Below are 24,820 nucleotides of genomic sequence, written 5' to 3'. Positions count from 1 at the left end.
TTTCTTGTCCAGGGCCTGGAGACGTGGGAAAGCATTCGAGGGTTGGGGCAAGAGGCTGCAACTCTCTTTGACGTGCCGCTGCAACTGGACGATGGCACCTCTCTGTCTGTATCGGTGAAGGTCGGTCTGTCCGTTTTTCCGGATGATGCCGAAACACCGGATGGGTTGCGCCGGAAGGCCGATCTGGCGTTGCAGCGGGTGCGCAAGGATCCGGACGGGCGTTTCGAGTTCTATTCCGAGGAAATGAGCCGGGCTGTGCTCGACGCGGTTGCGCTGGAAAAGGATCTGAAAGAGGCTGTGCACAACGGTGTTATTGTCCCCCACTATCAGCCTCAATTTGACACGGTCAGCGGCAGCCTCCGCGGCATGGAGGTATTGGCCCGCTGGCCACTGATACAGGGCGGCATGGTGTCGCCCGGTCGCTTCATTCCCCTGGCTGAGGAAACCGGGCTTATCCATCCACTGATGGAACATCTGGTGGAGGCAGTGCTTGGTCAGGTATGGCGCTGGCGTCAGGAAGGTCTTTCGGTGCCGCCGGTGGCGATCAATGTGTCCGCTCACCAGATTCGTCGGCAGGGGTTTTTCGACTGGTTATTTGAACGGCTTGCGCACTACGGTCTGGGCATTGAAGTGTTGACCGTGGAGATCACGGAATCAGCCTTTCTGCTCGATTTTGTGCATGTGCGGTCGATTCTGGACAGTCTTGCGGAGAAGGGGGTGCGTCTGTCCATCGATGACTTTGGCACAGGCTATTCCTCGCTGAGTTATCTGAGCCAGTTGCCCTTCCGGGAACTGAAAATCGACCGGGCTTTTGTCTCGGAAGTCGATTTGAGCCACCGGCAACAGGCGGTAGTGAAAGGCATTATCGAGCTGGCCCGTGCATTGGAGCTTGAAGTGGTGGCGGAGGGGGTGGAAACGGAAAGTCAGTTGTCCGAGCTCAATGCTCTTGGCTGCGATTCGGTTCAGGGGTTTTATCTGGGGCGCCCCATGGATGCTGCTGCCTTGACGGACCTCTTGCGGGCCATGACATCCCCTGAGTCATAACCGTTCGCGAAGGATCGGTCAGCAGCCCGCTAAAAACCTATAGCTTTCCAGATACTCCGCCGCCTGATCTTCCAGCGGCATTGCTTGCCAAGCGGTCGACTGGATACGCCATGCTTCGCTCAGATCCTCGACTTCCAGTCCTACAGCCACCAGCGCGTTAGAGTCTCCTTCCAGGTAGCGTGCAGCCGCTTGATAAACGGCTTCAGCACCATGTGTATCAATCGCTTGTTCTACCTGCATGGTCATTCCTCTCGCTTCATTGATCCGACCATTGTGGTCCACGCTTTTCGATAAAAGCGTTGATGCCTTCTTCGGCGTCAGGTTTCATAAGATTATCAACCATGACCCTGGAGGTGTATTCATAGGCGTCGGCGAGTGACATCTCCTGTTGCCGGTAAAACGCTTCCTTACCGGTTTTCAGGGTCATGCTGGATTTCGAGGCAATCGTCTGTGCAATCCCGTGGGTGTAGTCACTGAGCTGTTCTTCCGGCACTGCCCGGTTGATGAGGCCAATGTCCGCCGCCCGTTCCGCCTCAATCATCTCCCCTGTCAGGAGCATTTCCATCGCTGCCTTGCTTCCAACATTCCGGGACAGCGCCACCATCGGAGTTGAGCAGAAAAGGCCAATCGTGACACCCGGGGTTGCGAAACGGGCGGAAGGGGAGGCATAGGCCAGGTCACAGCTGGCAACCAGCTGGCAGCCGGCCGCCGTGGCAACGCCATTAACCTCGGCGATTACGGGTTTGGGGTTGCTTACAATCCCCTGCATGACACCACAGCAGGCGGCCATGGTTTCCTCGAAGAAGGCGCGGCCGCCATCCGGGGCCTGGCGAGCCTGTGTCATCTCACGCAGATCATGGCCGGCACTGAATGCGCGACCGTTCGCTGCGAGGATGATCACGCGGACGGAGGCATCCTCTGCGGCTTGTTCCAGAGCCGTCCGCAGCTGTTTCAGCATGTCCATGGAAAGGGCATTGCGCCGTTCGGTGTCATTCAGGGTCAGGCGCAGGATGCCTTCACTGCTGGTCTCCCGCAGAAGGATGGGATCAGCCAGTTCGATCTTGGGGCACCGGTCCATGACCACCTTCATGCCACTCTGTTCGGCAATGCGTTCCGCCTCTTCCTCGTGGATTCCGAGTTGTGCCCAGAATACGTTGGCGCCGATCTGCTGAGCGTCGCGGACGATCCCCTCCAACTCACTGGATGGCCGGAAGACGTCCACCATATCCACGGGCCGCTCGATGGATTGCAGTGATGGATAGACTCTGAGGCCGCAGATTTCAGTTACATCCGGCCGGGGATTGACCGGTATCACCTCGTATCCGGCTCCAGTCAGGAACTGCAGCACCTGGTTGCTTGGTTTGGCTGGGTCAGCGCTGGCACCCACCATGGCAATGCTTCTGACCGATCCCAGAAGCTGCTGAATGTAGGCATCGGAATACTTGGCACCGTATCGGGTATCCGTCATAGGTCTTCTCCCACCACTCATTCCCCGACCTTAGCCATATGGCAGGAATGCCACAAGGTCAGCGCCCACAGAAGCTGGGGGCCAGCGCGGCGGAACGCCGAACCGCCGCGCTCCGCCACCTATTTTTCCGCGACGTAGTACACCCAGCCGATGCTGTCGGCGTCGGCCTGATCCACCCAGAACTGCAGCGCCTGTGAGGTGGCATCGACGACATCCCGGCCCACGCGGTGTTCGAATTCTTCGCGTCGGCGTTCCAGCTCGGAGCGCACCCAGCCGTATGAGAGGGCGACGTTGAGCGACCAGTCTTCGTGGCGCTGGATGGTAAAGCCCAGGTCCCTCAGGGCGCGTTCGTAGTCACTGTCGTCCCACATCTCAGGCGCGCCCACGCGCGCGTAGATGCGCTGGCGGTCGGTTTCCGGCGTCCCCTTGCGGACCAGAAGCTCTGAGAAAACCAGCTTACCGCCAGGTTTGAGGACACGATGTGCTTCCTGCAATACCTTGTATTTGTCGGCGGCATGCAGAAAGGCTTCCTGTGACCAGAAGACAGAGAAGCGCTCAGCGTCGTAGGGCAGTGCGTGGAAATCCGCCCAGGCGAAGTCGACCTTGCTGTCGAGACCGGCTTCACGGGTAAGCTCACGGCCCCATTCGAGTTCCCTGTCGGAAATGTTGGTGGCAAACACGGAGCAGCCGTATTCGCGGGCCAGATAGCGCGCCATGGCACCGTAGCCGCAGCCCACATCCAGTACCTGATCGGCGGGGCCGAGCCCGAGATTTTCGCTCATGGTGCGATTGGTGCGTTCCATGGCTGTGGGCAGGTCCTCATTCGCGTCCGCGAACAGGCCCATGTGGATGTTCTCGCCCCAGATATCCTTGTAGATGGTGTTGGCGGCGCCGTCGTAGTAGTCGCGCGTCTGCGCTACCACTTCGTCAATGGCAGTGTTCATGGTGATCCTCCAGGTTGGTCGGATTGACGGGAAGCTCCGGGGCGCACGGGCCCTGGGCAGTCAAAGCGGAAGGTGTGTTCAGACTTTCGGCTTGATCGCCACCTGTTGGAGGAAGTCGGGTGTGTACTGGCCGTATTGATTGCCGGTTTCGAGGTTCTGAATAGTCATTCTGTCTCCGTTGGTTGCGACGGTTCGTCCGTCAACGAGGTGTAGTCTGGCGGGGATCCGGTCATCATTACAGATTCAATGGAAGACTGATGTATCGGTACAGTTTCGCTGAAGGTCAAACTGTACTGATTGGAGGAGGCGAAAACTGCCATGACCGATGCAACCGGACCCTGGCGCTACGAGACAGTGGCGAATGCCCTTGAAGCCCAGATCGAGGCGGGAACCTGGGGCTCTGGAGCACGGCTGCCTGGGATGCGCAAGCTGGCAGCGCAGTTCGGAGTCAGTGTTTCCACCATCGTCACCGCTGAGCAGCTGCTGGAGGATCGGGGTCTGATCGAGGCGCGCCCGCGTTCCGGCTACTACGTGCGGGAACACCCCTGGCAGCCACCCGAGGCGCCGGAACGGTCCGCGCCGGAGAGCACGCCCACCGCGGTGACCGGGCAGGAGCTGGTGTTGCAGGTGGTCAAGGCGGCCAATGCAACGGACCAGGTGCGCCTGGGAGCGGCGGTGCCTCACGCCAGTTTTCTGCCCGCCCATGCGCTGCAGCGCTGTTTCGCTGGGGTGGCACGGAACTGGGGCGACCGTGCTCTGGAATACGCCTTTCCGCCTGGGCCGCCGGAGCTGCGCCAGCAGGTCGCCCGGCGCATGGCCGATGCCGGCTGCCAGCACGCGCCCGAGGAGATCATCATCACCAATGGAGCCCAGGAGGCTCTTTCCCTGTCACTGCGGGCTGTGGCCAATCCTGGTGACGTGATCGCCATTGAATCACCCACTTTCTATGGTCTTCTTCAGACCATCGAAGCCCAGGGGCTGCGCACCCTGGAGATTCCCACGGATCCTGATGAGGGCATTGCGCCCGAGGCCCTCGCTCTGGCGCTCGATCAATGGCCGGTAGCCGCTGTGATGGTGATGCCCAACTTCGGCAATCCGCTGGGGCACTGTGCGTCCGACGAGCGCAAGCAGGCTCTGGTGGCGCTCTGCGAGGCGCGGCAGGTGCCGCTGATCGAGGACGACGTTTACGGCGATCTCAGCTTCGAGGCACCGCGCCCCTGGGCGGCCAAGGCGTATGAAAACAGTGGCGGGGTTCTCTACTGCGGTTCTTTTTCCAAGACGCTCTCGCCCGGGCTGCGCGTGGGTTGGGCGGTGCCTGGACGTTTCCATGAGCGGCTGGAGCACCTTAAGTACGCCCATAGCGCGGCAAGTCCTGCCTGGCCCGGCTTTGCCGTGACGGATTTCCTGGAACGCGGTGGCTATGATCGCTACCTGCGTCGCGTGCGCAGCGACTATGCACGGGCTGTGGAGGCCATGCGCCGGGCCGTGGCGCGCTACTTTCCGGCAGGCACCCGTACGACCCGGCCCATGGGTGGTTTCGTGCTCTGGGTGGAACTTCCCGAGAGCGTCGACGCCATCCAGCTCTACCGTCGGGCGCTTGCGGAGCGCATCAGTATTGCGCCCGGGCCCATGTTTTCCCCGACGGGCAGGTTCCAGCGCTGCATTCGGCTCAATTGTGCGCAGCCTCGGGATGCTCGTGTGGAAAGGGCTCTGGCGCGAGTCGGTGAACTTGCCGTTGAGTTGGCCGCAGGATCCTGAGTCCCTTGAGACCGGCTTCTGCTGCTACACTTGCCTGGAGGGTGGGGTGGCGCTCAGACAAGAGGCGAATATATGGCAGATCCCTGGTCGATCCTGGTGTTGGAGGATGATGTCTGGATACAGGAGCTGATTCATACGCTGCTGGAAGCAACCTATCCGCGGGCGAGGATTCTGATGGCCGGGTATCTGGAACAGGCTGAGATATACTGGAACTCCCATCAGCCTGTTCTGGCGATTGTGGACTGGAATCTGCCGGATGGGTATGGCACACAGCTGATCCGTACCATCCGGAAAACCGATAGGGATACCCCAGTGATCATGCTGACCGGACGTTCGGACCGGGAAAGCGTGTCAAAGGCGGCCAGACTGGGGATTCAGGGCTTTATCGCGAAGCCATTTGATATTGAGATCCTTAAGGATCGACTTGAGTCCATCCTGCCGCCTCCGGAAGAAAGTGCTGTCGCCTCCGAAAGCGGCTCCGACCTTGAGGTTATGCTCAATGAGGCCTGGGAGCATGGTGTACGCCTCCCGGGTGGAATGGATCCGGTAGAGCTCTCGGAACTGCTGAACAAGGCGGAGTCGTTGTCCATCAATGACCTGGCCGTGCGTTGGGGCGGGCACGCCCAATTGGTGGCGGTGCTGCTGAACGCTGCCAACTCCGCCAGTCTGCGGCGTTCGGGGCAGGCGTGCAGCACGCTCAGGGAGGCCCTCGCGGTTCTGGGTGTCCAGATCAGTCTTGGGCATGCGTCTGCATTGGCACTGGACGTCCGCGGTGCCTTACGCGATTCGCGGCTGCTGGCGTGTGCGGACGAACTGCTGCAAAGAAGCGCGGATGTTGGTGCCTGGGCAAGCCGCTTGGCCCGGACAGTCCGAGGCAAAACCGCCCTCTGTTTCACGGCCGGGCAATTGTATTGCCTGGGGGAGTTTGCTGTGCTGAGCGTGTGTCAGCGCTTTCTGGATGCCGGTGGCGAGCTTGTGGACGGGCGCCTGGAGAGCGTCCTGAGTGAGTGGAGTCCAGCGCTCGGCAATCGATTGAAGGCTGACTGGCGCCTGCCGCTTGAGCTCAGGGACATGATCGGGGCGACCCACGTTCTGAGTGGCGGCCATCAGCCGGCGGGCCGCCTCGTTATGAGGTCCGCGCTGTTGCTGGGAACGGGGCAGCAGGATCAGCCCGAGTTGGACAAGCTTCTTGGTCGGCTGGGTATTGATAAGGATGCGCTACTGGCTGCTGCCCAGACTGGATAGAGGAAGGGTGATCCAGAAGTGTGCACCTTGCTCATTGTAGAACCCGATACCCCCACTCATACCCTGGATGAGCTCCCGGCTGATTGCCAGGCCGAGACCGGTGCCGGCAGTGGCGCGGGTAGTGCCCCCATCGGCCTGGGCGAAGCGCTCGAAGATACGGTTCCGGAACCAGTCGGGGACTCCGTTGCCCTGGTCGCGTACGGTGATGCAGGCTTGTTCCGGGGCTTCTTTGCGCGCATCGATTTGAACCTCGCCACCTTTTGGTGAATGCTTGATGGCATTGCTGATTAGGTTATCGAGAACCTGACGCAGGGCCTGGGGATCCGCATTCACGTACAATCCAGTGGAGGCATTGGGTACCAGGTGCACCTGGTACATCCTGGCCATGCTCTGGTTGCCCTCGATCGCATTGTGGACGCTTTCGTCAACAGAACAGCTCTCAATCCGGAATTCCCGCTTACCCGCGAGCAGTTTGTTGAAGTCAAGCAGGTCCCGGATCAGGCCGTTCAGCTGTTCGCTGTTGCGCAGCGCGATACGCGCCATGGAGAGGGCCTTGTCAGGAAGTTCCCCGCTGACGCCGGCAACCATCATCTTCAGGCTGCCTTCAATGGAGGTGAGAGGGGTGCGCAGTTCGTGGCTGACGCTGGATATGAAGTCGTTCTTGAGTTCATCGAGCTGGTGTCGCTCGTGAGAGAGACGGTTGAAGGCGATAGACAGTTCACGGATTTCCCTGGGCCCCTTTTCGGGGAGAGCCTTACTGCTTTCAGGCGCTTCAGCCATGGCATTAATGGTGCGGGTTGCCCTGGTGAGGGGGCGTGTCAGCGAACGCGCGGCAAGCCATGCAATCACCAGCAGCAACAGGGTGACGCCAGCGCTGATGAGCAGGAACTGGTTCAGCGAGGCGATGAGTGGGGCCATTGCCTGATCGTAAGGAGCAGCGCGGGCGAAGACCCAGTGGAGCCTTTCAACCGAGTCCGTGGCAAGAAGGTATTGCTCTCCCTGGTAATCAATCACCCTGGTTTGAGTCTCTTTTTCCAGAATCGCGTCGACCAGGGAATCCTCACCGGCGGGAGGCAGGGGTTGGAGTTCATTACCGGGCTTTGAATCCGGTGATTCGATAAATAGCCGGTGTTGTCTGTCTAGAATCAGCGAAAGCGTGTTGTCTGGTGAGTCGTCGCGGCTAGCCCTCGGCGGCAGAATGGACTCGTCTCCGAGCTTGATGATACCCCCGATGCTGCCAATCATCCTGCCCTCGTGATGGATGGGCACCAGGAATGAGAGCAGCGGAACTTCCGTGGTCCTGCCCATGATGGGCTCGGAGATTACGGGGTCGCCAGTGCTGTGCAGGCGCTTGAAGTGATCGCGATCGGCGTAATTGGTACCGATCCGACCGCTCACATACGTGTTTTCGGCGATGGCGGTATCCTGAGCGTCAAAGACCAGGATGCCGCCGGGAAACGCGCGGTTCAGGTAGGCTTGCTCTTCAATCACGCTTTCAAGAGCCTCCGGCTCAAGAAGGTGCCCGTTACGGGTAAGCAGCGGGCGGGCCACGGACAGGGCCATGACTCGTTGCCGGATGTTCTGGCTGACCTTTTCCGTCAGGCGCTCGGTTTCGAGCTTTTCCTTCTGGACGATCAGCTTGCGTTGATCTTCCCCCAGTGACTTGTAGGCGGTGATGGTGATGGCGAGAACCGTAAGCAGACTGGTCAGGGTAACAATGGCGATGACGCGATTACGCAGAGAGTTCATTGTTTGGGCAACCATAGCCAGAATGTGGATCCATGTCCTTCGAGTGATTCAAAGCCGGCATCCCCACCCATCTGTGTCATCAGCTCTTTGGTGATGGCGAGACCCAGACCGGTCCCTGGTTGCTGGCGATTATCCGATGTGTTGACCTGGCTGAATCGCTCGAAGATCCTGTCCCGGAAGTGTTCCGGAATGCCCGGCCCCGCATCGTGTACCCGGAGTGCGATCCCAGCGCTGTCTGAGGTGAAGTCAATCCACACGCGTGATCCAGCCGGTGAAAACTTGATGGCATTGGAGAGCAGGTTCGACAGTGCCTGGTTCAGGCGCTGAGGATCGACGCTGGCATAAAGGGGGGCCTCCGGCTCATTCACCGCCAGCGTGACGCGTCTCTGATCCGCAAAGGCGGTGTGGTTGTCCAGGGTTTCCCGCGCGATACCCCGGATATCCTCCCGTCTCAGGTTCATTCTGATTTTGCCTGATACAAGCTTTTCCATATCGAGAAGGTCATTGACCAGAGCGCTTAGTTGGTCGGTGTTACGGTGCGCCACGTCGGCCATCTTCTGGGCTTTTGCCGGGAGATCACCGGTAGCGCCCTGCGTCATAAGTCCCAGTGCGCCGGCTATGGACGTGAGCGGGGTCCTCAGTTCATGACTGACGGTCGAGATGAATTCGTTCTTCATGCGGTCAAGGCGTTTGCGTTCGGTAATGTCCTCAGCGATACCGAGGTAGCCGGTGAGCTGGCCGGATTCCGAGCGCGTCGGCGTTATGGTCAGCCAGACGGGAATGCGCTCGCCATTTTTACGGATGAAGGTCCATTCGCGTGCGTCAAGACCGTTTTCCGTGGCGTGGGCTACGATCCGGCTGAATACATCCTGACTGTGAGCCGAGACGTTGTCTGGATCAGGGTCAGGGATATCCTCGGGGGCGTGGAACAGTGCCGGCGTATCGTCCTCATCGAGATCCTCAACGCTGTAGCCGAGTAGTTTTTCAGCGCCACTATTGAACAGGATGATCCGCCCCTGCAGGTTTGTGGCAATGATGCCGAATTCCGTGGCCGCCTCAAGCACACTGCGCAGCAGGCGAGCGGTTTCATTCAGCTCATGGGTCCGCTGTTCCACCTGTTCCTGGATCGCGGCACGCGACTGGTGGAGTTGAGCAACGCTGTCGCTGAGTCTTTTTGACATGGCTGCCAGCGTCTCGCTCAGATGGTTGAATTCAACAATGGAGCTGCGCGGGAGTTCGATGGTTTCCTGGGCGGCTATCCGGTCATCCAGTGTCTCGCTGGCTCTGGTCAGGGCCCTGATGGGGGCGGTCAGCCAGTGGCTCAGCGCAGTCGTGGCGATCATACCCAGAAAGAGCACCAAGGTCAGAACCGTGAACAGCGTTATGTATTTCTGTTGTACGGCTTTGATCACAGGGCCAGCTGGGACCTCGGAAACAATGGCTGTAATGTCGGTGCTTTTGTTGACCGGAGTACGGTAAACATAGCGCCCCTGGCGCCATCGCTGCATCAGGGACATCTCACCAGGCGGCAGCCACGCGCTGAGATGTTCATCAATCCTGCGGAGCTGCCCCTCATCTGAAAGGGATTTCAGGGTTCCTGTCCGCAGAAGAACCCGACGCTCTCCAACCAGCAAGGCTTGAGCGAGTGCTTCCCGGTTCCTGGTTGTCCAATAGCGGTGATACTCAAGTTGGCGGTCGTTAAGATGAGTGGCGAGCCTCAGGTTGTCTTCACCCAATTGTTTTGAGATGCGTTCCTGTTCTCCCCATAGCTGGGCATGGGCTTCATAGATAATCGGGGCAGCTCCCGCGATGAACACCAGTGAGAACAGGGCATGGAAGAGGATTTCCTGGGTCTTGACCCCCTTGTGTGAAAGGATGCCCCTGGCAACGCCCGTGAGTTGTGTAACCAGAACCAGCAGGGACGCAATGAGCGCGTTAAGAATGCCGTTGAGAGGCTGTTTAAAAAGAATGGTCTTAACCGCTTCCGGCGGCATGTCCATGACAGTGCTGTAGAACACAAACACCAGGGGGGCACCCAGGAGAAGCCAGAAAGCCGCGTCCGCAATGACCGGGTTGAGCCCCTTGTGCCGGTAAAGCAAGGCCACAGCGAGGGCTTCGGTGGCAAATATAACCATGGCGTAGGGGTGGCCCCAGAGCATGAGCGTGTAGAAACTGCCTACCAGCGCCACTATAACGGCCGGAATGGTGCCGAGCAGCATGGCGGCAAGAATAACGGCGACTGAACCAAAGATCAGGTCTACCCCGAAGAAAAGCGGCACACTTGCCATGTTGCCGGCGAAGGCGACAACAGACAGAAGAATAGTCGTGAAGAGGCAATACCCGTTGGATCGGATCATTCAGCAGGCCGGCTCAGCTACCGGTAGCACGATGGTAAAGGTGGCTCCGCCACCATCAGGTGCCTGGTAGTGTATTGACCCGCTCATTTGTTCCACCAGCTCGCGGGTGATGGCCAGCCCGAGGCCGGTACCTGGTTTTTTGCGGTTGGAGGCTTCCGCCTGGGCAAAGCGGTCAAACAGATTGTACTCGAACTCTTGTGGCACGCCCGGTCCCCGATCTTGAACATGGATCGCGATCAGTTGATCATCGCATGAACACCGGATCTCGACGCTGCTACGGTCCGGCGAGAACTTGATGGCATTGGAAAGCAGGTTGGAGAACGCCTGAATCAGGCGCTCGCGGTCCACGTTAACAACAATGTTGGATGCGCGTTCGCGATACACCAGGGAAATACCCCGTTCTGTTCCCAATTCCCTGTTGGCTTCAAGGGCTTCTTCGATGATCGGGTTGAGGCGTTCAATCCGCGTACTGATCCGTAGCTTGCCGGAAACCAGCTTTTCCATATCCAGAAGGTCATTGATCAACTGCGCCAGACGCTCACTATTACGCTGGGCGATGGTCAGCAGATTCCCAGCCTTTTCCGGCAATTGTCCGGCAGTGCCTGCGTTGACCAGTTTCAGTGATCCCATTATGGCGGTCAGAGGGGTTCTCAGTTCATGGCTGACAGTGGCGATGAACTGGTTTTTCATGTTCTCGATCTGTTTGCTCTCGGTAATATCCTCAATGAGCGACCAGATCAATGGCTTGCCATTGGCGTCCCTGATTTGCATGCCCTGAAGGCGCACCGGATACCGGCTGCCATCTTTACGGATGAACTCCTTCTCATAGGGACCATAGCGTCCAGTGGTCCTCAGGGTTTCCAATGCCTTGCGCTCCCGGGGTTCGTACTCGATGGGCGTGAGTTGCGAGTGGGTCAGCTGGGGAAATTCCTCCCGCGTGTAGCCTGTAGGCGCCAGCAGGGCATCGTTCAGTTCAAGAAACCGGCCTGTTTCAAGGTCATTCAGGGCAATGCCGATGGGGGAAAACTCAAACAGACCGCGCAGGCGTGCTTCGCTGGATTCAAGTGCCAGTTCGGCCTGTTTCTGCTGGTGTATGTCGCCAAGAAATCCGTGCCAGAGCACACTTCCATCAGGTAGCTTCTCGGGTACGGAGGACCCCTTTATCCAGTGGGGTAAGCCATCATCCTTTTGGGCGCGGAACTCAATGTGCCATGGCTCAAGCGTCTCAAAAGAGCGCTGAATCGAGGCATTAATGGTCGCCAGATCCTCGGGGTGGGTCTGCGAGAAAAGACTCTGCGCGTCCCGCATGGCCTCGTCAGGCGTCACACCATAGAGCGCCTCCACACCGCTCGACATGAAGGGGAATGCCATCGTGCCATCCGGCCAGAGCCTGAACTGATAGATTGCGCCTGGAATCTGCTGGAGCAGCTTTTCGAGTTCGTGTTGACGGTTGTGATGAATGAGCTGGTGGCTGATCCACTGGCCCAGAAGCCGAATGAAAAGGCGTTCACTGTTATTGAATGGCTCTCTCGGCTGGGGCGATGAGAAGTTGACGGTGCCGAAAACGTCATCCTGGGTTTCGCCTTCAAGGCGCGTTCCAATATAGGCTTCCAGCTGGAACGCCTCATAGCAGGGGTGAGCTCTGGCGTCCGAATCTTTCATGCTGCTGATTGCCAGTTCCCGCTTTTGCGATAGGGCCATGTCGCAGTAGGTGTCGCCGAGGGGAAACTGCTGGCCCGGCTCCAGTGGCACTCCGTCAGTGGCATCACACCAGCGGACCGTGTACCAGCCACCGGTTATGTCACTGACAATGCCGATATCCAGTCCCAGGAACTGCCGTCCAAGGGCCAGTGCCTGCTGGATCTGTTCATCCAGACTGCCCTGTAGCTCGAAAGCAATGTCATTGAGCAGCGCCAGGGCACGGTTGGTGCGCGCCAGCTCAAGTTCCCGTTGCCGCTGCGCTTGGTCCAGGGAGCGGGCCTGGCGCTGGTCCTGGCGTATGCTCTCTTCGGCCAGGTCCGCTAGGCGCTGCAGGCATTCCATTTGGGATTCATCAAACGTCCGGGGCTGGGTATCGATCACGCAGAGCGTACCCAGCGGATACCCGTTTTCATCATGAATGGGTACGCCAGCATAGAAGCGGATGCGAGGGGAGCCTGTTACCAGCGGATTATCCGCGAAGCGCTCGTCTTCAGTGGCGTTGGGGATGATCACCGGGGTATCCCAGTAGACCGCATGGCCGCAGAATGAGATATCGCGGCTCGTTTCCGATACTCTCAGCCCCTGCCGGGATTTGAACCACTGACGCTCGTTATCGACAAGGGTGACGAGGGCAATGGGAGTGGATAGGCTGAACCGGGCAATTTCGGTTAATCGGTCAAGGCGGCTGTCACCTGGGGATTGCAGTAAGCCAGTCCCCTCCAGGGCCCGCTGGCGGGCGCTCTCGTTGCAGGGTTGGCGGGGGACTTTCATGAGGTACCTTATTGCGCCGGTGCAACGGAGACGCAGTTGCGTCCGTTCTGCTTGGACGTATAGAGCGCGGCGTCAGCCAGCTCCAGCAGTTGTTCTCCCATCAGACCGGGAAAATTGCGTGTGTCCGCTATACCAGCGGAAAGAGAGCAGGAGAAGCTGGTTTCCCGGTCCACGAACTTGATTTCCGCGAATGCTTCACGGAGCCTGTTTACGAGCCTTTCTGCAGCATTGGCGTCACAGTTGGGCAATACGGCAACGAATTCCTCGCCACCATAACGTCCAAGGCGGTCGGAACGTCGGAAGTGCTGTGTGAGCAAGGTTCCAACCGTGCTGATGACAACATCGCCCAGGGCATGTCCATAGGTGTCGTTCACATGTTTGAAATGGTCGATATCGAGCATCACAACGGACAGGGGATTGCCGCTTCGGGCTGCACCCTGAAGTTCGGTTCCAAGGGCCTCTTTAATATTGGCGTGCCTTAAAAGGCCGGTAAGACCGTCAAGGGCAATCGCCTGCTGCATGTCCCGCAGTCGCCTGACCCTGTTGCGGCAGGTCTTGATCAGGAATTCTTCGCCTACCGGTTTGTTGATGAAGCCATCACCGCCGCGCATCAGCGCGTGTGCGCGCTCCTGCTGATCCTGTTCCTGGGTCAGGTAAAGAATGGGCAGGTTGTTCCATTTTTCGAACTGTCTGAGCATGGCAGCGAGTTCATCCCCTGAAACCTCTGGCATATGCAGGTCGAGTAATACCAGTTCTGGTTGGAAAGAGGACGTCCTATCAAGCAGGTGGGAAGGGTCCTGGAGGGTTTCCACGGTCATCCCCGCGTGGGTCAGGACGGTGTTAAGGTATGCCAGAAGGTCTACATCGTCATCGATGATCAGAACCCGTTCTTCCCCCTGGTGGCGTTTACGTATTGAGCGGGTGATTTTCGCGGCTACGTTGGGAATATTCAGGGGTTTGACGAAGTACCCCTCTGCGCCGGCCCGTACCGCTTCCAGTCGCACCTGGAAGTCTTCGTGTCCGCCCATGAAGATAACCGGGCATGCCACTTCCCTGAGCAGAGCCCTCCAGTGGTCCGTCGGTGTTTCGGCGACTTCGGAAGCGCCGGCACGATGGTCCAGCAATAAAAGGTCTATCCCCCCCTGGTCGTTGTTGAGCAGCTCATGGGGATCCTGATAGCTCTGAACCCGGAAGCCGAAGCTTTCAAGCTGGTGGGCGATGTAATCCGCCAGGATGCTGTCGCGTTCGATCAGGGCAATAGCGGGGGAGTTTGAGTCGGCACTCTGTTCCGTGCTTTCGACGCCCACGGCGGATGAAAGGGCTTCATCCGAGCCCAGGTGCCTGGCAAGATCACTCAGTTCTTCGTTGAGTTGCTGCAGCTCCTGTGGTTTTACCGGTTCCGATTGATTGATCCATCGCTGGACCTGCTGCTCCAGATAGCGTGCATGATTACCCAGCTGGTGAAACCCGAAAGTGCCGGCAGAGCCCGCCAGTTTATGCAGCCTGTGGCGCAGCTTTGCGAGCGCTTCTCCACGGTCGTCGTGGATATGGGCCTCTTGCGCCTGTTCGCTGATCCGCTCCAGTTCCTCGTTCAGCCGGGACCGGTAGGCTGACCTCAGCTTGTTCAGCTTGGAATTCACCTGGCTATCGTATGAGCTGTCAGTCATGGCAGCGCTCCCAGATACGGGCTACCTCCTCGGAGACAGTCATGGGGTCGAAGGGTTTGGGAATCACGTCTACCACGCCCATCTCCCTGTATCGTGCCATCTCTTCAGGATGGACCTTGGCAGTCATCAGAATCACCGGAACCCCATCCAGTGCCCCCTGATCCTGCAGTTTGTGGAAGGTTTCGATGCCGTCCATGTCGGGCATCATGACGTCGAGCAGGATCAGGTCGGGATTGAAAGAGGCAACGCTGTCCAGCGCCTGTTGGCCGGATTCGCAAAGCATGACCTCATACCCGCCAACGTCTTCCAGTGCCAGCTGGGAAACCTGTCGAATGTCGTCATCGTCTTCGACGTACAGAATGCGGTTGAGTTCGGGCATCTATCAGCTCTTGGTAAAGGGTCCCCAAAGTATAGAAAAGAAGGGGCCGGGCTGCGATGTTTCAGAGGCGCAAATGAAATCTGGCCGATGTGTTTGAGGCAAAGCAGGCAAGGCAGCGGCTTCGTTAGGTCAGCGTTTGGGGTGGGTGGCAGCTTATCAGCGCGGTTCTGGTCCAGCGCGCCCAGGAGCGAGGTTACGGGACCAGGGCCGGCAGCCACCCTGATCCGACAGTAACCGCCTGCACGTAGTAGTTTAGAGGCAGAAAAGGGGCAGTCATGAAAAAAATCGTTGCAACCATACTGGTTCTGGCAGCAAACAGTGCTTGGGCTTGCCCCGGCTATCTGGATCAGACGTACCGACAGCTTCATTCGAGAGACAGCATCAACCTGTGTGAGGCTTACGAAGGGCAGCCAATGCTGGTCGTCAATACGGCGAGCCAGTGTGGCTTCAGGGGGCAGTTCGGGGAGCTCGAGGAGCTGTATCAGACCTACCGGGACCGGGGCCTGGCCGTTGTGGGTTTTGCCAGTGATGATTTCAATCAGGAGGCGGATACTGAGAAAGAGGCGGCTGACGTGTGCAGGGTCAATTACGGGGTCAGCTTCACCATGATTGCTCCCACGCCGGTAACCGGAGACAATGCGAATCCGCTTTTCAGCATGATCCGATCCCAGGGAGAAGGGCCGGAATGGAACTTCTACAAGTACGTCCTCAATCCGGAAGGGGAGCTGACGGCCAGCTTCCCCAGCCGGGTTGCGCCCTCAGACGAGGAACTGGTCGATGCTGTTGAGTCAGTGCTGAAACAGTAGTGTCTGAGCAGGATGCTCTTTGCTGATCGGTGTCTGACAGGGTCTGTTACAGGATAGGGAATAGCCGTCGTGTCAAAGTCAGAGTCTCTCACAACGCTTCTTGATACCCTGCCTCAGGTGGGGAAAGTGGGCTGGATCGGCATTCGTCCGGCCAGAGGCGAGCCGATGGAGTCACTGGAACGGGTAAGGGTTCACCAGGGCAGTGGCCTTGAGGGCGACCGGTATAATGGGCGGGCAACCAGCCGCAGGCAGGTTACCCTGATCCAGCAGGAACACCTTCCGGTGATCGCCTCGTGCGCAGGTCATGAAAGCCTGGAGGCAGCAGCTTTGCGGCGTAACCTGGTGATCTCGGGCATCAATCTTCTGGCTCTGAAGGATAAGCGGTTCCACGTGGGTGAGGTGCGTCTGGAATATACAGGACTCTGTGACCCATGCAGCAAGATGGAAGCCCTTCTGGGAGCAGGCGGATACAATGCCATGCGTGGTCATGGTGGTATTACAGCCCGGGTTCTGGAAGAGGGCGAAATCGCGCTCGGCGATGCTGTATGGCAGGCTGGTTCATCGCCTACCTGAAAGAGATCCTTGTGCCATTGGCCAGAAGTTCTTCCTGGCTCTGCGCCTGGCCCTCAATGCCTATCATTTCGTCCCCGCACTGATCGCGCCATGTCAGTACCCCATGGGTCAGCCCAATGCTGCCGAGCAGCTCCCGAATCTTGCCTGTGCCGTGAAACGTCAGAGTGCGACCCTGGTCGTTGCTGAGCTGTGTATTACTCTCACCGTCATGCAGGCGCACGGTATAGATGCCATCCATTGACTGAACCTCAACAAGAGGCGTTAGTCCATTGCTCATCGCCTGGGACAGTTCCTTGAGGGTCGCGTGATCGCCCAGGCCCATTTATTCATCGTGGACTGGGATCATGATTTCATTTCGCCGTAAAAACCAGGGTGTGAATGGCGGATTATAGCGCGCCCACACTGGCTCGCCCTCTATCTCCAGATTCTCCTCAGCGATCCACTCCCGGAGTTTTTCAAGGTGGCGGCGGTAGCGTTCTCCAGTCCAGGTTCCCGAGTACTCGATCACTGCGACACGGCGTGCAGGAACAACCCTCAGTGTCACCTCCGGGTTAGTGGGTTCCGGCAGGCTTTCAAGGGTGTAGGAAGCTGGCATCACGAATGACACAGCCCAGCCTGTGCCCGTTTTCCGCTGTTCCACTGGCGCGGTCATATCGATTTCCACTGGATTCGCGGACTGCGTGACCGGTGCCGTCATTGAAATATCGGCGCGGGCCCTGTTGTCGCCGGATATGTAGCCGAACAGACGCTCGAACGCTTTGCCTCCGGCCTCTTCAAACGGAGTATCGACGATGGTTTCGGCGACGATGGTGCTGTCGTAGTCTCTGACCTGAAAGTCGCCCTTTCCCTGTACAACCCTGTAGGCGGGCTGATCCACAAACATTGAACACCCAGAGCCACAGGTAACAATCACGCCGAGTAGTAGAAGTTTTGAAACGTATCTCAAAGGCATTGCATCTTCTCCAGGAGTAAAGGTAAATACGTGGCCTGAGAGAATGTCGATCATTACGAATCCGGCCGATTGATCACTGGTGATATCCGTTTCTGTTGTGCACTATCGGTTTCATACCACTCCGACCCATGAGGTCTCCAGCCAAGGGGCATGCCATGTTGAAAGAAAGTGATACCCAGCACCTGAACCGATGCATTGAACTGGCCCGGGAGGCGCTCGAGGCGGGGGATCTGCCTTTTGGTTCAGTCCTGGTCGATGGCAGGGGCACTGTGCGGGCAGAGGCGCGAAACCAGAGCATTACCGGTGATCCCACCCGGCATCCGGAGTTTGATCTGGCTCGCTGGGCGGGCATCAACATGACGGCTGAGGAGCGGGCGGAAGCTACTGTGTACACTTCGGGAGAACATTGCCCCATGTGCTCAGCCGCGCATGCGTGGGCCGGCCTTGGGCGGATTGTCTTTGCCAGTTCCGGGGAGCAGCTGAAAGGGTGGCTCTCGGATCTGGGTGTTGAGGCATTCCCCGTGCATCTCCTGCCGGTTCAGGACATTGCACCCGGGGTTCGGGTGGACGGGCCGGTCAGCGGACTGGCAGAGCAGGTCCGTGAACTCCATTACCGGTGTCATGAGTAAGGCTGGACCAGTGGCACACGGGCTGTAATCACATCCCGGAGCATCCCGCCCATGACGCCTGTCATTGCGCCCATGATGACCACCCCGAAAATATCGAGGTTACGGTCACGGGTAGCAAGTACGCCACTGGCGGCGAACACGGCAACCCCGATCAGATCCGGGTAATAGAGAAGCATGGGGGCATCATCATCAACTATGAAACTTGGCTCGGTCCGTTAGTATAATGCGCTCAACTGTCTACTGTATCAGGGTCCTGGCAGTGTTCTGTTGGTTACAGGAGTAGTAAGTGTCCGAAATAGAAATCCGCCCGGCCACCATTGAGGATGCGGCACTGATCCTCGGATTTGTCCGGGAACTCGCGATCTATGAAAAAGCGGAGCAAGAGGTATCGGCGACAGTGGCCGATATTGAAAAGGCGCTTTTCCGCAGTGAAACACCAACGCAAGCCTTGATCTGCAGCGCTGCCGGCAGGCCCATCGGTTTTGCGGTCTATTTCTTCAATTTCTCAACGTGGCTGGGCAAGCATGGGCTCTACCTTGAGGATCTCTATGTATCCCCTGAATACAGGGGGAGGGGAGCCGGCAAAGCACTTCTCAGGCACCTCGCTCAGATCGCCGTATCAAAGGGGTGCGGTCGCTTTGAATGGACGGTGCTGAACTGGAACGAACCGGCAAGACGGTTCTATGAGTCCATCGGCGCGGAACCCCAGAGCGAGTGGGTGAACTATCGGCTGGCGGGGCAGGCGCTGGCGGACTTTGCCGCCAGCTCGTAGGTCTGACGTAAAGGTTACTGGTTCAGAGGGCTCTGGTGCTTGAGCAGATGGCGCTCCAGACGCCGGAAGGCATAGACGATCAGGAACGTCAGCGCCATATAGACCAGGGCAACGGCAATGAACGCCGTGAATGGCGCATAGAACCGGGAGTAGATGTCCCTTGCGGCACCGGTCAGATCCACGATGGTGACCACGCTGGCAATGGCGCTGGCGTGGAGCATGAAGATGACTTCGTTGGAATAGGCCTGGATAGCCCGGCGGAACGCACTTGGCAGGATGATACGGCGCATGCGCAGGGCCCAGGACATCCCGTAGGCTTTGGCCGCCTCGACCTCGCCCGGGGGCGTTGCCATCAGCGCGCCGCGGATGATCTCCGTGGTGTAGGCCGCAGTGTTGAGTGTGAAGGCCAGAAGCGCCGGGTAGAACGGATCCCGGAAGATATCCCACCAGAAGGTCTCCTGGATGCCCTCAATCTGGCCAATGCCGTAATAGATGATGTAGAGCTGGATGAGCAGTGGCGTGCCCCGGAAAAGGTAGGTGTAGAGCCAGACCGGGCCTGACACGAACGGGTTTCTTACGGTACGCAGAATGGCCAGGGGGACGGCCATCAGCAATCCGATCACCAGCGACAGGAACACCAGCTGGACGGTCGTGGTCAGCCCGCCCCAGTAGTGCATCACCGTGGTCGCAGTGAAGATCTCGTTCTGGTTGAGCAGCTCCGAGAGGAATTCGGGCATGGCTCAGATGCCTCCCACGACGCCGGCATTGGCGCGCCGGTTCAGCCACTTGATGGCCAGCTCGGTGATGGCCGTCAGGGACAGGTACATCACGGCGACCGGAATGAAGAACTTGAACGGGGCGTGCTCCGCCTTGCTGGCCTGTTCGGCGATGCGGACCATGTCCGACAGACCAATGACCGAGACCAGGGCCGTGGTCTTGAGCAGTACCTGCCAGTTGTTGCCGATGCCGGGCAGGGCATGGCGCAGCATCTGGGGGAACATGATCCGGAAGAAAACCTGGAGGCGGTTCATGCCATAGGCCCGCCCCGCCTCGATCTGACCGGTCGGGACGGCCAGGAAGGCACCGCGGAATGTCTCCGTCATGTAGGCACCGAAGATCAGCCCTATGGTCAGCACCCCGGACATGAAGGGATCAAACTGAACGAAGAAGTCGATCCCGTGGTTGTAGTAGAGGTAGTCCGACAGCTGGTTCATCAGAACCTGGCCGCCGTAGTAGAACAGCATCATCATCACCAGATCCGGAATGCCGCGGATTACCGTGGTGTAGAAGGTAGCGACGCCCCTTGCTGACCGGCTGCCCGAGAGCTTGGCGGAGGCTCCGAGCAGCCCGATGGCGAGGGCCAGCGCCAGGGCGGCGAAGGCGAGCTCCGTGGTGACGATGGCACCGCGGAGCAGCTCCGGGCCATAGCCGTGGAAATCAAGCATGGATATGGCCATCCGTGACTACATCTTGATGCTGTAATCGAAATAGCGGTTCATGATGGCGTCATAGGTACCATCGTTTTTCAGCGTCTCAAGCGCCTTATTGATTTCTTTCGCCAGCGCCTTGTCACGCTTGCGCATGGCCACCGCCACGCCCTTGCCAAGCTTGACCGGTTCGCCGATTTCCTTGAAGTTGTCCCGGGTCAGGAAGTATTCCTCGCCCACCGGGTAATCCACGAACACCAGATCAAGCCGGTCGCTCTCAAGATCCAGCGCCATATCATCGGCGGTGGTATAGCGCTTGACCTCAACAATGCCGCCCAGATTCTCAGTCACGTAATTGTCCATGGTGGTGCCACGCTGGACACCGACAACCATGCCTTCCATCGCCGAGCGATCGCTCACGTCCACGTTGGTGTCCTTCTTCCCGAACCAGCCGCCGGGTGTCCGGTAATAGGGATCCGAAAACAGTACGCGCTTGGCGCGCTGCTCGGTGATGGACATGGAGGACATGATGGCGTCGTACTTGCGCGCCATGAGGCCGGGAATCATGCCGTCCCAGGCCTGAACCACGAAATCACACTCACGGTTCATCTCCTCACACATGGCTTCCGCCAGCTCCACCTCGAAGCCGGTCAGCTCGCCATCCGGCGTCCTGTATTCAAAGGGTTCGTAGGGGACGTCAAACGCGATGCGGAGCGGGCGCTCCTGTGCCTGTGCCAGGCCGGTCACCATGGCAAGGATGCAGCCTGCGGCGATCAGGATTTGTTTCATGGTGGTGACTCCGTGCTTGTGTTGTTGAGGCGTTGGGTGAACGGGTATCACTGCAGCAGTGATCGTTTGAAAAGCGCACAGGATAGCAAGGATCAGGCCAGCCCGGGAAACATCACAACGTCGATCTCTGGAAGTTCGGTGCCAGGAACTGTTTGACGCGTTCGGAGGACGGGTTGTTGAAGACCTGCTCAGGGGAACCCTGTTCCTCGATCCGGCCCTGATGCAGGAACATGACCTGGCTGCAAACATCCCGGGCAAAGGCCATTTCGTGGGTGACCACGATCATGGTGCGGCCTTCCTCTGCCAGCTTCTGCATGACCCTGAGCACGTCACCCACCAGCTCCGGGTCCAGCGCGGATGTGGGTTCATCGAACAGCATGACTTCCGGCTCCATGGCCAGTGCGCGGGCGATAGCGGCACGCTGCTGCTGCCCGCCTGATATCTGGGCCGGGTAGTAGTCCTTGCGTTCACGGATGCCGACTTTGTCGAGATAGGCTTCCGCGCGTTCGATGGCTTCTTTCTTCGGCACCTTCAGGACGTGGACCGGCGCCTCGATGATGTTTTCCAGCACCGTCATGTGGGACCAGAGATTGAAGTTCTGGAACACCATGGAGAGCCGGGCGCGGATCCGCTCCACCTGGCCCTGATCCGCCGGAACGCGGACCCCCTTGCGGTTCTGTCTGAACTGGATGGGCTCCCCGTGGACGATCACCTCGCCGGACGTCGGCGTTTCCAGCAGGTTGAGGCAACGCAGGAAGGTGCTCTTGCCGGAGCCGGAGCTACCGATCATGGACACGACGTCGCCTTTGCGCGCCTCCAGGTCCAGTCCCTGAAGAACCGGCGTGTCCCCGAAAGACTTGTGGATATTGCGGCAGACGAGAGGCGCACTGTCATCGGCCATGGGGAGGCTCCTGAGTTTGTGGTAGGCGCTTTTTACGGACTGTGACGGCAAAAATCAATAGTGCATTGGCGAAGTAACGGGAGCCGGGAAGCCATCATGACTCTGAGCGTGAGGATGGTGGATTGACAGATGGCGACTGACGGACCTTCAGGTGGAGCCTGTGGCAGGCGCTCCGTTATGAGGAGATGGACGACTGGATCGCCTTAGCCTTGTCCCGGAGCAGCGTCAGGTACTCGCTGGTGAGTGTCTCCATATCCACCCGCGCTGCGTTGGTGCTGATGTTGATGGCGCCCAGCAGACGGCCATTGGCGTCGAACGCGGGTACGGCCAGGGAGCGCAGTCCGGAGTCCAGTTCCTGATCGGTGATGGCGTAACCGTGACGCCGCACCGATTCGATACAGGCTTTGAGCTCCCCTTTGTCCGTAATGGTTTTCGCCGTGTGGGGCTCCAGAGTGATCCGTTCGAGATAGGCATCGAGCTCCGGCTCCGGCAGTTGGGCCAGCAGGGCACGCCCCATGGAGGTGTAGGCCGCGGGCAGGCGCGTACCCACCGAAAGCGTGATGGCCATCAGCCGGTGCGGTGCGGAGGAGCGGGCCACGTAGATGACGTCGTCGCCATCCAGTACGCCAAGGGACGATGATTCACCGCACTGGTCCGTGATCTCCTCGAGATACTTCTGGATGACGTTGCGGTAGCTGTTGGAAGCAAGATAGGAGTAGCCCAGCTGCAGGACCCGGGGCGTGAGCTCAAAGTAGCGCTGGGTCTTGCGCACGTAGCCCAGCGAGTGCAGCGTCAGCAGAAAGCGCCGGGCCTTGGCGCGGTTCATGCCGGTGCGCTCCGCCACTTCGCTCAGTGTCATGCGCGGATGCGCGTCATCAAAGGCCATGATCACATCCAGGCCGCTGGCCAGCGCCGTGACGTAATCGCGGTTCTCGGGCTTGATAACGTCGTCCGGTGAAGTATCAGGCATGGGTCTCCAGTCGCTGTCTGTGCAGGTTGATCATCAGGAACAGCGAATGGTAGCATGATGTTCGTGTGGCGAACAAATGGTTGTGCCATACGAACCCTCGCGCAGGTTACTCCAGTGACTCGTAGGGCAGTCCCACGTAGTTCTCCGCGATGGTCTTTAGCCCTGCTTCGGAACTGGTGACGTAGTCGATCTCTGCCTGCTGCATACGCGCGGCGAAATCCTCCTCCTCCGTGAAGCGGTGGAGCATGCTGGTCATCCACCAGGAGAACCGCTCCGCTTTCCAGACGCGCTTGAGGCAGGTGGGGGAGTAGTTCGGGATCAGATCCGTCCGGCCCTCGTGATACACCTTCACCATCAGGCGGTACAGGGTGTTCACATCACTGGCGGCCAGGTTGAGCCCCTTGGCGCCGGTCGGGGGTACGATGTGCGCTGCGTCCCCGGCCAGGAACAGCCGGCCGTGCTGCATCGGCTCGGCAACGAAACTCTTCAGCGGCGCGATGCTCTTCTCCAGCGAGGGCCCGGTGACCAGGTTGGCTGCCACATCGCTCGGGATCCGGCGCTTGAGCTCTTCCCAGAAGCGTTCGTCCGACCAGTCCTCAACCTTTTCGTCTGAGGGCACCTGGAGGTAGTAGCGGCTGCGGGTTTCAGAGCGCATGCTGCACAGCGCAAAACCGCGCTCGTGCTGGGCGTAGATGAGTTCCTCCGTCACCGGGGGCGTATCCGCCAGCAGGCCCAGCCAGCCAAAGGGGTAGACCCGTTCGAACTCCTTCAGCCGGTCCTGCGGGATGGATTTGCGGGAGACGCCATGGAAGCCGTCACAGCCGGCCACGTAGTCGCAGTCCAGGCGGTGGGTCTCGCCATCCTTGTCGAAGGTCAGGTAGGGATGATCGGTTTCCAGATCATGGGGCTGGACATTCGTTGCCTCATAGATGCTGCGACCCCCGGTGGCCTCCCGGGCCTCCATCAGATCCCGGGTGATCTCGGTCTGGCCATAGACCATGACCGTGCTGCCTCCGGTCAGTCCCGCCAGATCAACCCGCACGCGGTGATTGTCAAAGGCCAGCTCCACGCCGCTGTGGGGCAGACCCTCGCGGTCCATGCGCTCGTGGACGCCCGCCTCCCGCAGCAGGTCCACCATGCCCTGTTCCAGAACGCCGGCCCGGATCCGACTGAGCACGTAGTCGCCGGATTTGCGCTCGACGATGACGTTGTCGATGCCCTGGCGGGTCAGAAGCTGGCCAAGCAGCAGCCCCGAGGGCCCTGCACCGATGATGGCGACCTGGGTTTTCATGGTGTTTGCTCCGTTGTGTCCCGGTTGATCGAAGTAACGGACATCTGTTCGTTATGCGTATTGTATTTTTCAATGAAAGCGATCGATAATTTAAGGCACAATCCCAATGGAATTTTGGACATTTCCAATATCTGGGGCGTTTCCTGCTCCGGATGGCACAGACGGAGGTCCCATGGCCGGCGCCAGCGTTCCCGTTTTCAAACTCTATGGAGAAACCCATCACTGGCCCACGCCGGATCTTCTCCACTGCGAGTCCATCCCGGAGCGCAGTCAGCTGCACGACTGGCATATCCACCCGCACCGTCATACCGACTTGGTGCATCTGCTGTATGTCTCGGCGGGCAGACTCACGCTGGAAATGGAAGGTGAGAGTCGGGAACAGGTGGCACCGCTGCTGATTGTGGTTCCGGCCATGAGTATCCATGGGTTCCACTTCTCGCCGGATACCGATGGGGCAATCCTGACGCTGGCCCAACCCATGGTGGAACAGCTTGAGTCACGCCTGGGATCCGTGGCCCGGGTGCTGCTGCGCCGGGGGGCTTACCCGGCCGGAGGTACTGTTCAGGGAGGGCGTATTGCGGCGCTGTTCCGCCAGCTGCGCGAAGAGTACCTCCAGCCAGCTCAGGG

The 24,820-nt window shown here is 59.1% G+C and carries 24 protein-coding genes and 1 pseudogene; 8 read left to right on the top strand and 17 right to left on the bottom strand.

Features of this window, described 5'->3' with window-relative positions:
- The coding region (locus QZ501_RS09960; RefSeq protein WP_295719166.1) for an EAL domain-containing protein at window positions 1–1,044 on the top strand (1,044 nt) is incomplete at its 5' end.
- Between the two features lie 18 nt (window positions 1,045–1,062).
- Here the strand turns inward: QZ501_RS09960 and QZ501_RS09955 are convergent.
- The 3 genes from QZ501_RS09955 to QZ501_RS09940 form a co-directional block, all read right to left on the bottom strand.
- On the bottom strand, window positions 1,063–1,284 hold the full coding sequence (locus QZ501_RS09955; protein ID WP_237416596.1) for a hypothetical protein: 222 nt from the start codon (window positions 1,282–1,284) through the stop codon (window positions 1,063–1,065).
- A gap of 16 nt (window positions 1,285–1,300) precedes the next feature.
- Entirely contained in the window at window positions 1,301–2,512 is a 1,212-nt protein-coding gene (locus QZ501_RS09950; RefSeq protein ID WP_363174770.1) for an enoyl-CoA hydratase, read from the bottom strand.
- A 119-nt stretch (window positions 2,513–2,631) separates the two neighbouring features.
- On the bottom strand, window positions 2,632–3,456 hold the full coding sequence (locus QZ501_RS09940) for a methyltransferase domain-containing protein (RefSeq protein WP_295719163.1): 825 nt from the start codon (window positions 3,454–3,456) through the stop codon (window positions 2,632–2,634).
- Window positions 3,457–3,774: 318 nt separating this feature from the next.
- Between QZ501_RS09940 and QZ501_RS09935 the strand changes: the two genes are divergently transcribed.
- Window positions 3,775–5,214, top strand: a complete 1,440-nt coding sequence (locus QZ501_RS09935; RefSeq protein WP_295719160.1) for a PLP-dependent aminotransferase family protein — start codon at window positions 3,775–3,777, stop codon at window positions 5,212–5,214.
- 72 nt (window positions 5,215–5,286) lie between these two features.
- Window positions 5,287–6,459, top strand: coding sequence for a response regulator (locus tag QZ501_RS09930; RefSeq protein WP_160899426.1), 1,173 nt, complete (start codon window positions 5,287–5,289; stop codon window positions 6,457–6,459).
- Here QZ501_RS09930 and QZ501_RS09925 read toward each other — a convergent pair.
- From QZ501_RS09925 to QZ501_RS09905, 5 genes are read right to left on the bottom strand one after another with little or no spacing between them, the layout of a single operon-like run.
- A complete protein-coding gene (locus tag QZ501_RS09925; protein WP_295719156.1) occupies window positions 6,433–8,208 on the bottom strand; it encodes an ATP-binding protein in 1,776 nt (591 codons plus the stop codon). The genes QZ501_RS09930 and QZ501_RS09925 overlap by 27 nt on opposite strands.
- Complete coding sequence (locus QZ501_RS09920; protein ID WP_295719154.1) at window positions 8,205–10,565, bottom strand: ATP-binding protein; 2,361 nt, start codon at window positions 10,563–10,565, stop codon at window positions 8,205–8,207. Before QZ501_RS09920 ends, QZ501_RS09925 begins: the two co-directional genes overlap by 4 nt.
- On the bottom strand, window positions 10,566–13,037 hold the full coding sequence (locus tag QZ501_RS09915) for a GAF domain-containing protein (RefSeq protein WP_295719151.1): 2,472 nt from the start codon (window positions 13,035–13,037) through the stop codon (window positions 10,566–10,568).
- 8 nt (window positions 13,038–13,045) lie between these two features.
- Window positions 13,046–14,704 (bottom strand): diguanylate cyclase, encoded by a 1,659-nt coding sequence (locus QZ501_RS09910; protein ID WP_295719149.1) that lies wholly within the window; start codon window positions 14,702–14,704, stop codon window positions 13,046–13,048.
- The gene (locus tag QZ501_RS09905; RefSeq protein ID WP_295719147.1) at window positions 14,697–15,083 is read right to left on the bottom strand and encodes a response regulator; all 387 of its coding nucleotides are present in this window, start codon (window positions 15,081–15,083) and stop codon (window positions 14,697–14,699) included. The genes QZ501_RS09910 and QZ501_RS09905 overlap by 8 nt, the downstream gene beginning before the upstream one ends.
- A gap of 275 nt (window positions 15,084–15,358) precedes the next feature.
- Between QZ501_RS09905 and QZ501_RS09900 the strand changes: the two genes are divergently transcribed.
- Window positions 15,359–15,889: a glutathione peroxidase gene (locus QZ501_RS09900; RefSeq protein WP_295719145.1), complete on the top strand. Its 531-nt coding sequence runs from the start codon at window positions 15,359–15,361 to the stop codon at window positions 15,887–15,889.
- 165 nt (window positions 15,890–16,054) lie between these two features.
- The gene (locus QZ501_RS09895) at window positions 16,055–16,462 is read left to right on the top strand and encodes an MOSC domain-containing protein (RefSeq protein ID WP_295719143.1); all 408 of its coding nucleotides are present in this window, start codon (window positions 16,055–16,057) and stop codon (window positions 16,460–16,462) included.
- Here QZ501_RS09895 and QZ501_RS09890 read toward each other — a convergent pair.
- The gene (locus QZ501_RS09890) at window positions 16,455–16,784 is read right to left on the bottom strand and encodes a DUF6482 family protein (RefSeq protein ID WP_295719140.1); all 330 of its coding nucleotides are present in this window, start codon (window positions 16,782–16,784) and stop codon (window positions 16,455–16,457) included. The two genes, QZ501_RS09895 and QZ501_RS09890, sit on opposite strands and share 8 nt — an antisense overlap.
- Complete coding sequence (locus QZ501_RS09885; protein ID WP_295719138.1) at window positions 16,785–17,468, bottom strand: heme-binding protein; 684 nt, start codon at window positions 17,466–17,468, stop codon at window positions 16,785–16,787.
- A gap of 101 nt (window positions 17,469–17,569) precedes the next feature.
- On the opposite strand from QZ501_RS09885, the gene QZ501_RS09880 reads away from it, so the two are divergent.
- Window positions 17,570–18,043 (top strand): nucleoside deaminase, encoded by a 474-nt coding sequence (locus tag QZ501_RS09880; protein ID WP_095617386.1) that lies wholly within the window; start codon window positions 17,570–17,572, stop codon window positions 18,041–18,043.
- Here the strand turns inward: QZ501_RS09880 and QZ501_RS09875 are convergent.
- Complete coding sequence (locus QZ501_RS09875) at window positions 18,034–18,219, bottom strand: TRIC cation channel family protein (RefSeq protein WP_295719134.1); 186 nt, start codon at window positions 18,217–18,219, stop codon at window positions 18,034–18,036. The two genes, QZ501_RS09880 and QZ501_RS09875, sit on opposite strands and share 10 nt — an antisense overlap.
- Window positions 18,220–18,329: 110 nt before the next feature.
- On the opposite strand from QZ501_RS09875, the gene QZ501_RS09870 reads away from it, so the two are divergent.
- A complete protein-coding gene (locus QZ501_RS09870) occupies window positions 18,330–18,815 on the top strand; it encodes a GNAT family N-acetyltransferase (protein ID WP_160899420.1) in 486 nt (161 codons plus the stop codon).
- A 14-nt stretch (window positions 18,816–18,829) separates the two neighbouring features.
- Here QZ501_RS09870 and QZ501_RS09865 read toward each other — a convergent pair whose 3' ends face one another.
- The 6 genes from QZ501_RS09865 to pobA all read right to left on the bottom strand — a co-directional run bounded on the left by QZ501_RS09865 (window position 18,830) and on the right by pobA (window position 24,193).
- Window positions 18,830–19,552 (bottom strand): ABC transporter permease, encoded by a 723-nt coding sequence (locus tag QZ501_RS09865; protein ID WP_295719130.1) that lies wholly within the window; start codon window positions 19,550–19,552, stop codon window positions 18,830–18,832.
- Between the two features lie 3 nt (window positions 19,553–19,555).
- Window positions 19,556–20,260: an ABC transporter permease gene (locus QZ501_RS09860; protein ID WP_151439107.1), complete on the bottom strand. Its 705-nt coding sequence runs from the start codon at window positions 20,258–20,260 to the stop codon at window positions 19,556–19,558.
- 18 nt (window positions 20,261–20,278) lie between these two features.
- Window positions 20,279–21,031: a transporter substrate-binding domain-containing protein gene (locus QZ501_RS09855; protein WP_160899418.1), complete on the bottom strand. Its 753-nt coding sequence runs from the start codon at window positions 21,029–21,031 to the stop codon at window positions 20,279–20,281.
- Between the two features lie 112 nt (window positions 21,032–21,143).
- On the bottom strand, window positions 21,144–21,932 hold the full coding sequence (locus QZ501_RS09850) for an ATP-binding cassette domain-containing protein (RefSeq protein WP_160899417.1): 789 nt from the start codon (window positions 21,930–21,932) through the stop codon (window positions 21,144–21,146).
- Window positions 21,933–22,107: 175 nt separating this feature from the next.
- Window positions 22,108–22,902, bottom strand: coding sequence for an IclR family transcriptional regulator C-terminal domain-containing protein (locus QZ501_RS09845; RefSeq protein ID WP_151439110.1), 795 nt, complete (start codon window positions 22,900–22,902; stop codon window positions 22,108–22,110).
- A gap of 106 nt (window positions 22,903–23,008) precedes the next feature.
- Window positions 23,009–24,193, bottom strand: a complete 1,185-nt coding sequence (pobA, locus tag QZ501_RS09840) for a 4-hydroxybenzoate 3-monooxygenase (protein WP_295719123.1) — start codon at window positions 24,191–24,193, stop codon at window positions 23,009–23,011.
- Between the two features lie 172 nt (window positions 24,194–24,365).
- On the opposite strand from pobA, the pseudogene QZ501_RS09835 reads away from it, so the two are divergent.
- Window positions 24,366–24,820, top strand: a pseudogene (locus QZ501_RS09835) (AraC family transcriptional regulator); the annotation flags it as partial.

The organism is uncultured Halovibrio sp. (genome assembly GCF_913056445.1).
Classification (GTDB): Bacteria; Pseudomonadota; Gammaproteobacteria; order Pseudomonadales; family Oleiphilaceae; genus Halospina; species Halospina utahensis_B.
Note: the sequence above shows the minus strand (reverse complement) of the source record. Positions and strands in the feature narration are given on the sequence as shown.

What these genes read in the sequence shown, in the direction of transcription:
- QZ501_RS09955 (WP_237416596.1), bottom strand. Translation starts at nt 1,284, where the DNA reads ATGCAGGTAGAACAAGCGATTGATACACATGGTGCTGAAGCCGTTTAT.
- QZ501_RS09950 (WP_363174770.1), bottom strand. Translation starts at nt 2,512, where the DNA reads ATGACGGATACCCGATACGGTGCCAAGTATTCCGATGCCTACATTCAG.
- QZ501_RS09940 (WP_295719163.1), bottom strand. Translation starts at nt 3,456, where the DNA reads ATGAACACTGCCATTGACGAAGTGGTAGCGCAGACGCGCGACTACTAC.
- QZ501_RS09935 (WP_295719160.1), top strand. Translation starts at nt 3,775, where the DNA reads ATGACCGATGCAACCGGACCCTGGCGCTACGAGACAGTGGCGAATGCC.
- QZ501_RS09930 (WP_160899426.1), top strand. Translation starts at nt 5,287, where the DNA reads ATGGCAGATCCCTGGTCGATCCTGGTGTTGGAGGATGATGTCTGGATA.
- QZ501_RS09925 (WP_295719156.1), bottom strand. Translation starts at nt 8,208, where the DNA reads ATGAACTCTCTGCGTAATCGCGTCATCGCCATTGTTACCCTGACCAGT.
- QZ501_RS09920 (WP_295719154.1), bottom strand. Translation starts at nt 10,565, where the DNA reads ATGATCCGATCCAACGGGTATTGCCTCTTCACGACTATTCTTCTGTCT.
- QZ501_RS09915 (WP_295719151.1), bottom strand. Translation starts at nt 13,037, where the DNA reads ATGAAAGTCCCCCGCCAACCCTGCAACGAGAGCGCCCGCCAGCGGGCC.
- QZ501_RS09910 (WP_295719149.1), bottom strand. Translation starts at nt 14,704, where the DNA reads ATGACTGACAGCTCATACGATAGCCAGGTGAATTCCAAGCTGAACAAG.
- QZ501_RS09905 (WP_295719147.1), bottom strand. Translation starts at nt 15,083, where the DNA reads ATGCCCGAACTCAACCGCATTCTGTACGTCGAAGACGATGACGACATT.
- QZ501_RS09900 (WP_295719145.1), top strand. Translation starts at nt 15,359, where the DNA reads ATGAAAAAAATCGTTGCAACCATACTGGTTCTGGCAGCAAACAGTGCT.
- QZ501_RS09895 (WP_295719143.1), top strand. Translation starts at nt 16,055, where the DNA reads ATGGAGTCACTGGAACGGGTAAGGGTTCACCAGGGCAGTGGCCTTGAG.
- QZ501_RS09890 (WP_295719140.1), bottom strand. Translation starts at nt 16,784, where the DNA reads ATGGGCCTGGGCGATCACGCGACCCTCAAGGAACTGTCCCAGGCGATG.
- QZ501_RS09885 (WP_295719138.1), bottom strand. Translation starts at nt 17,468, where the DNA reads ATGATCGACATTCTCTCAGGCCACGTATTTACCTTTACTCCTGGAGAA.
- QZ501_RS09880 (WP_095617386.1), top strand. Translation starts at nt 17,570, where the DNA reads ATGTTGAAAGAAAGTGATACCCAGCACCTGAACCGATGCATTGAACTG.
- QZ501_RS09875 (WP_295719134.1), bottom strand. Translation starts at nt 18,219, where the DNA reads ATGCTTCTCTATTACCCGGATCTGATCGGGGTTGCCGTGTTCGCCGCC.
- QZ501_RS09865 (WP_295719130.1), bottom strand. Translation starts at nt 19,552, where the DNA reads ATGCCCGAATTCCTCTCGGAGCTGCTCAACCAGAACGAGATCTTCACT.
- QZ501_RS09860 (WP_151439107.1), bottom strand. Translation starts at nt 20,260, where the DNA reads ATGCTTGATTTCCACGGCTATGGCCCGGAGCTGCTCCGCGGTGCCATC.
- QZ501_RS09855 (WP_160899418.1), bottom strand. Translation starts at nt 21,031, where the DNA reads ATGAAACAAATCCTGATCGCCGCAGGCTGCATCCTTGCCATGGTGACC.
- QZ501_RS09850 (WP_160899417.1), bottom strand. Translation starts at nt 21,932, where the DNA reads ATGGCCGATGACAGTGCGCCTCTCGTCTGCCGCAATATCCACAAGTCT.
- QZ501_RS09845 (WP_151439110.1), bottom strand. Translation starts at nt 22,902, where the DNA reads ATGCCTGATACTTCACCGGACGACGTTATCAAGCCCGAGAACCGCGAT.
- pobA (WP_295719123.1), bottom strand. Translation starts at nt 24,193, where the DNA reads ATGAAAACCCAGGTCGCCATCATCGGTGCAGGGCCCTCGGGGCTGCTG.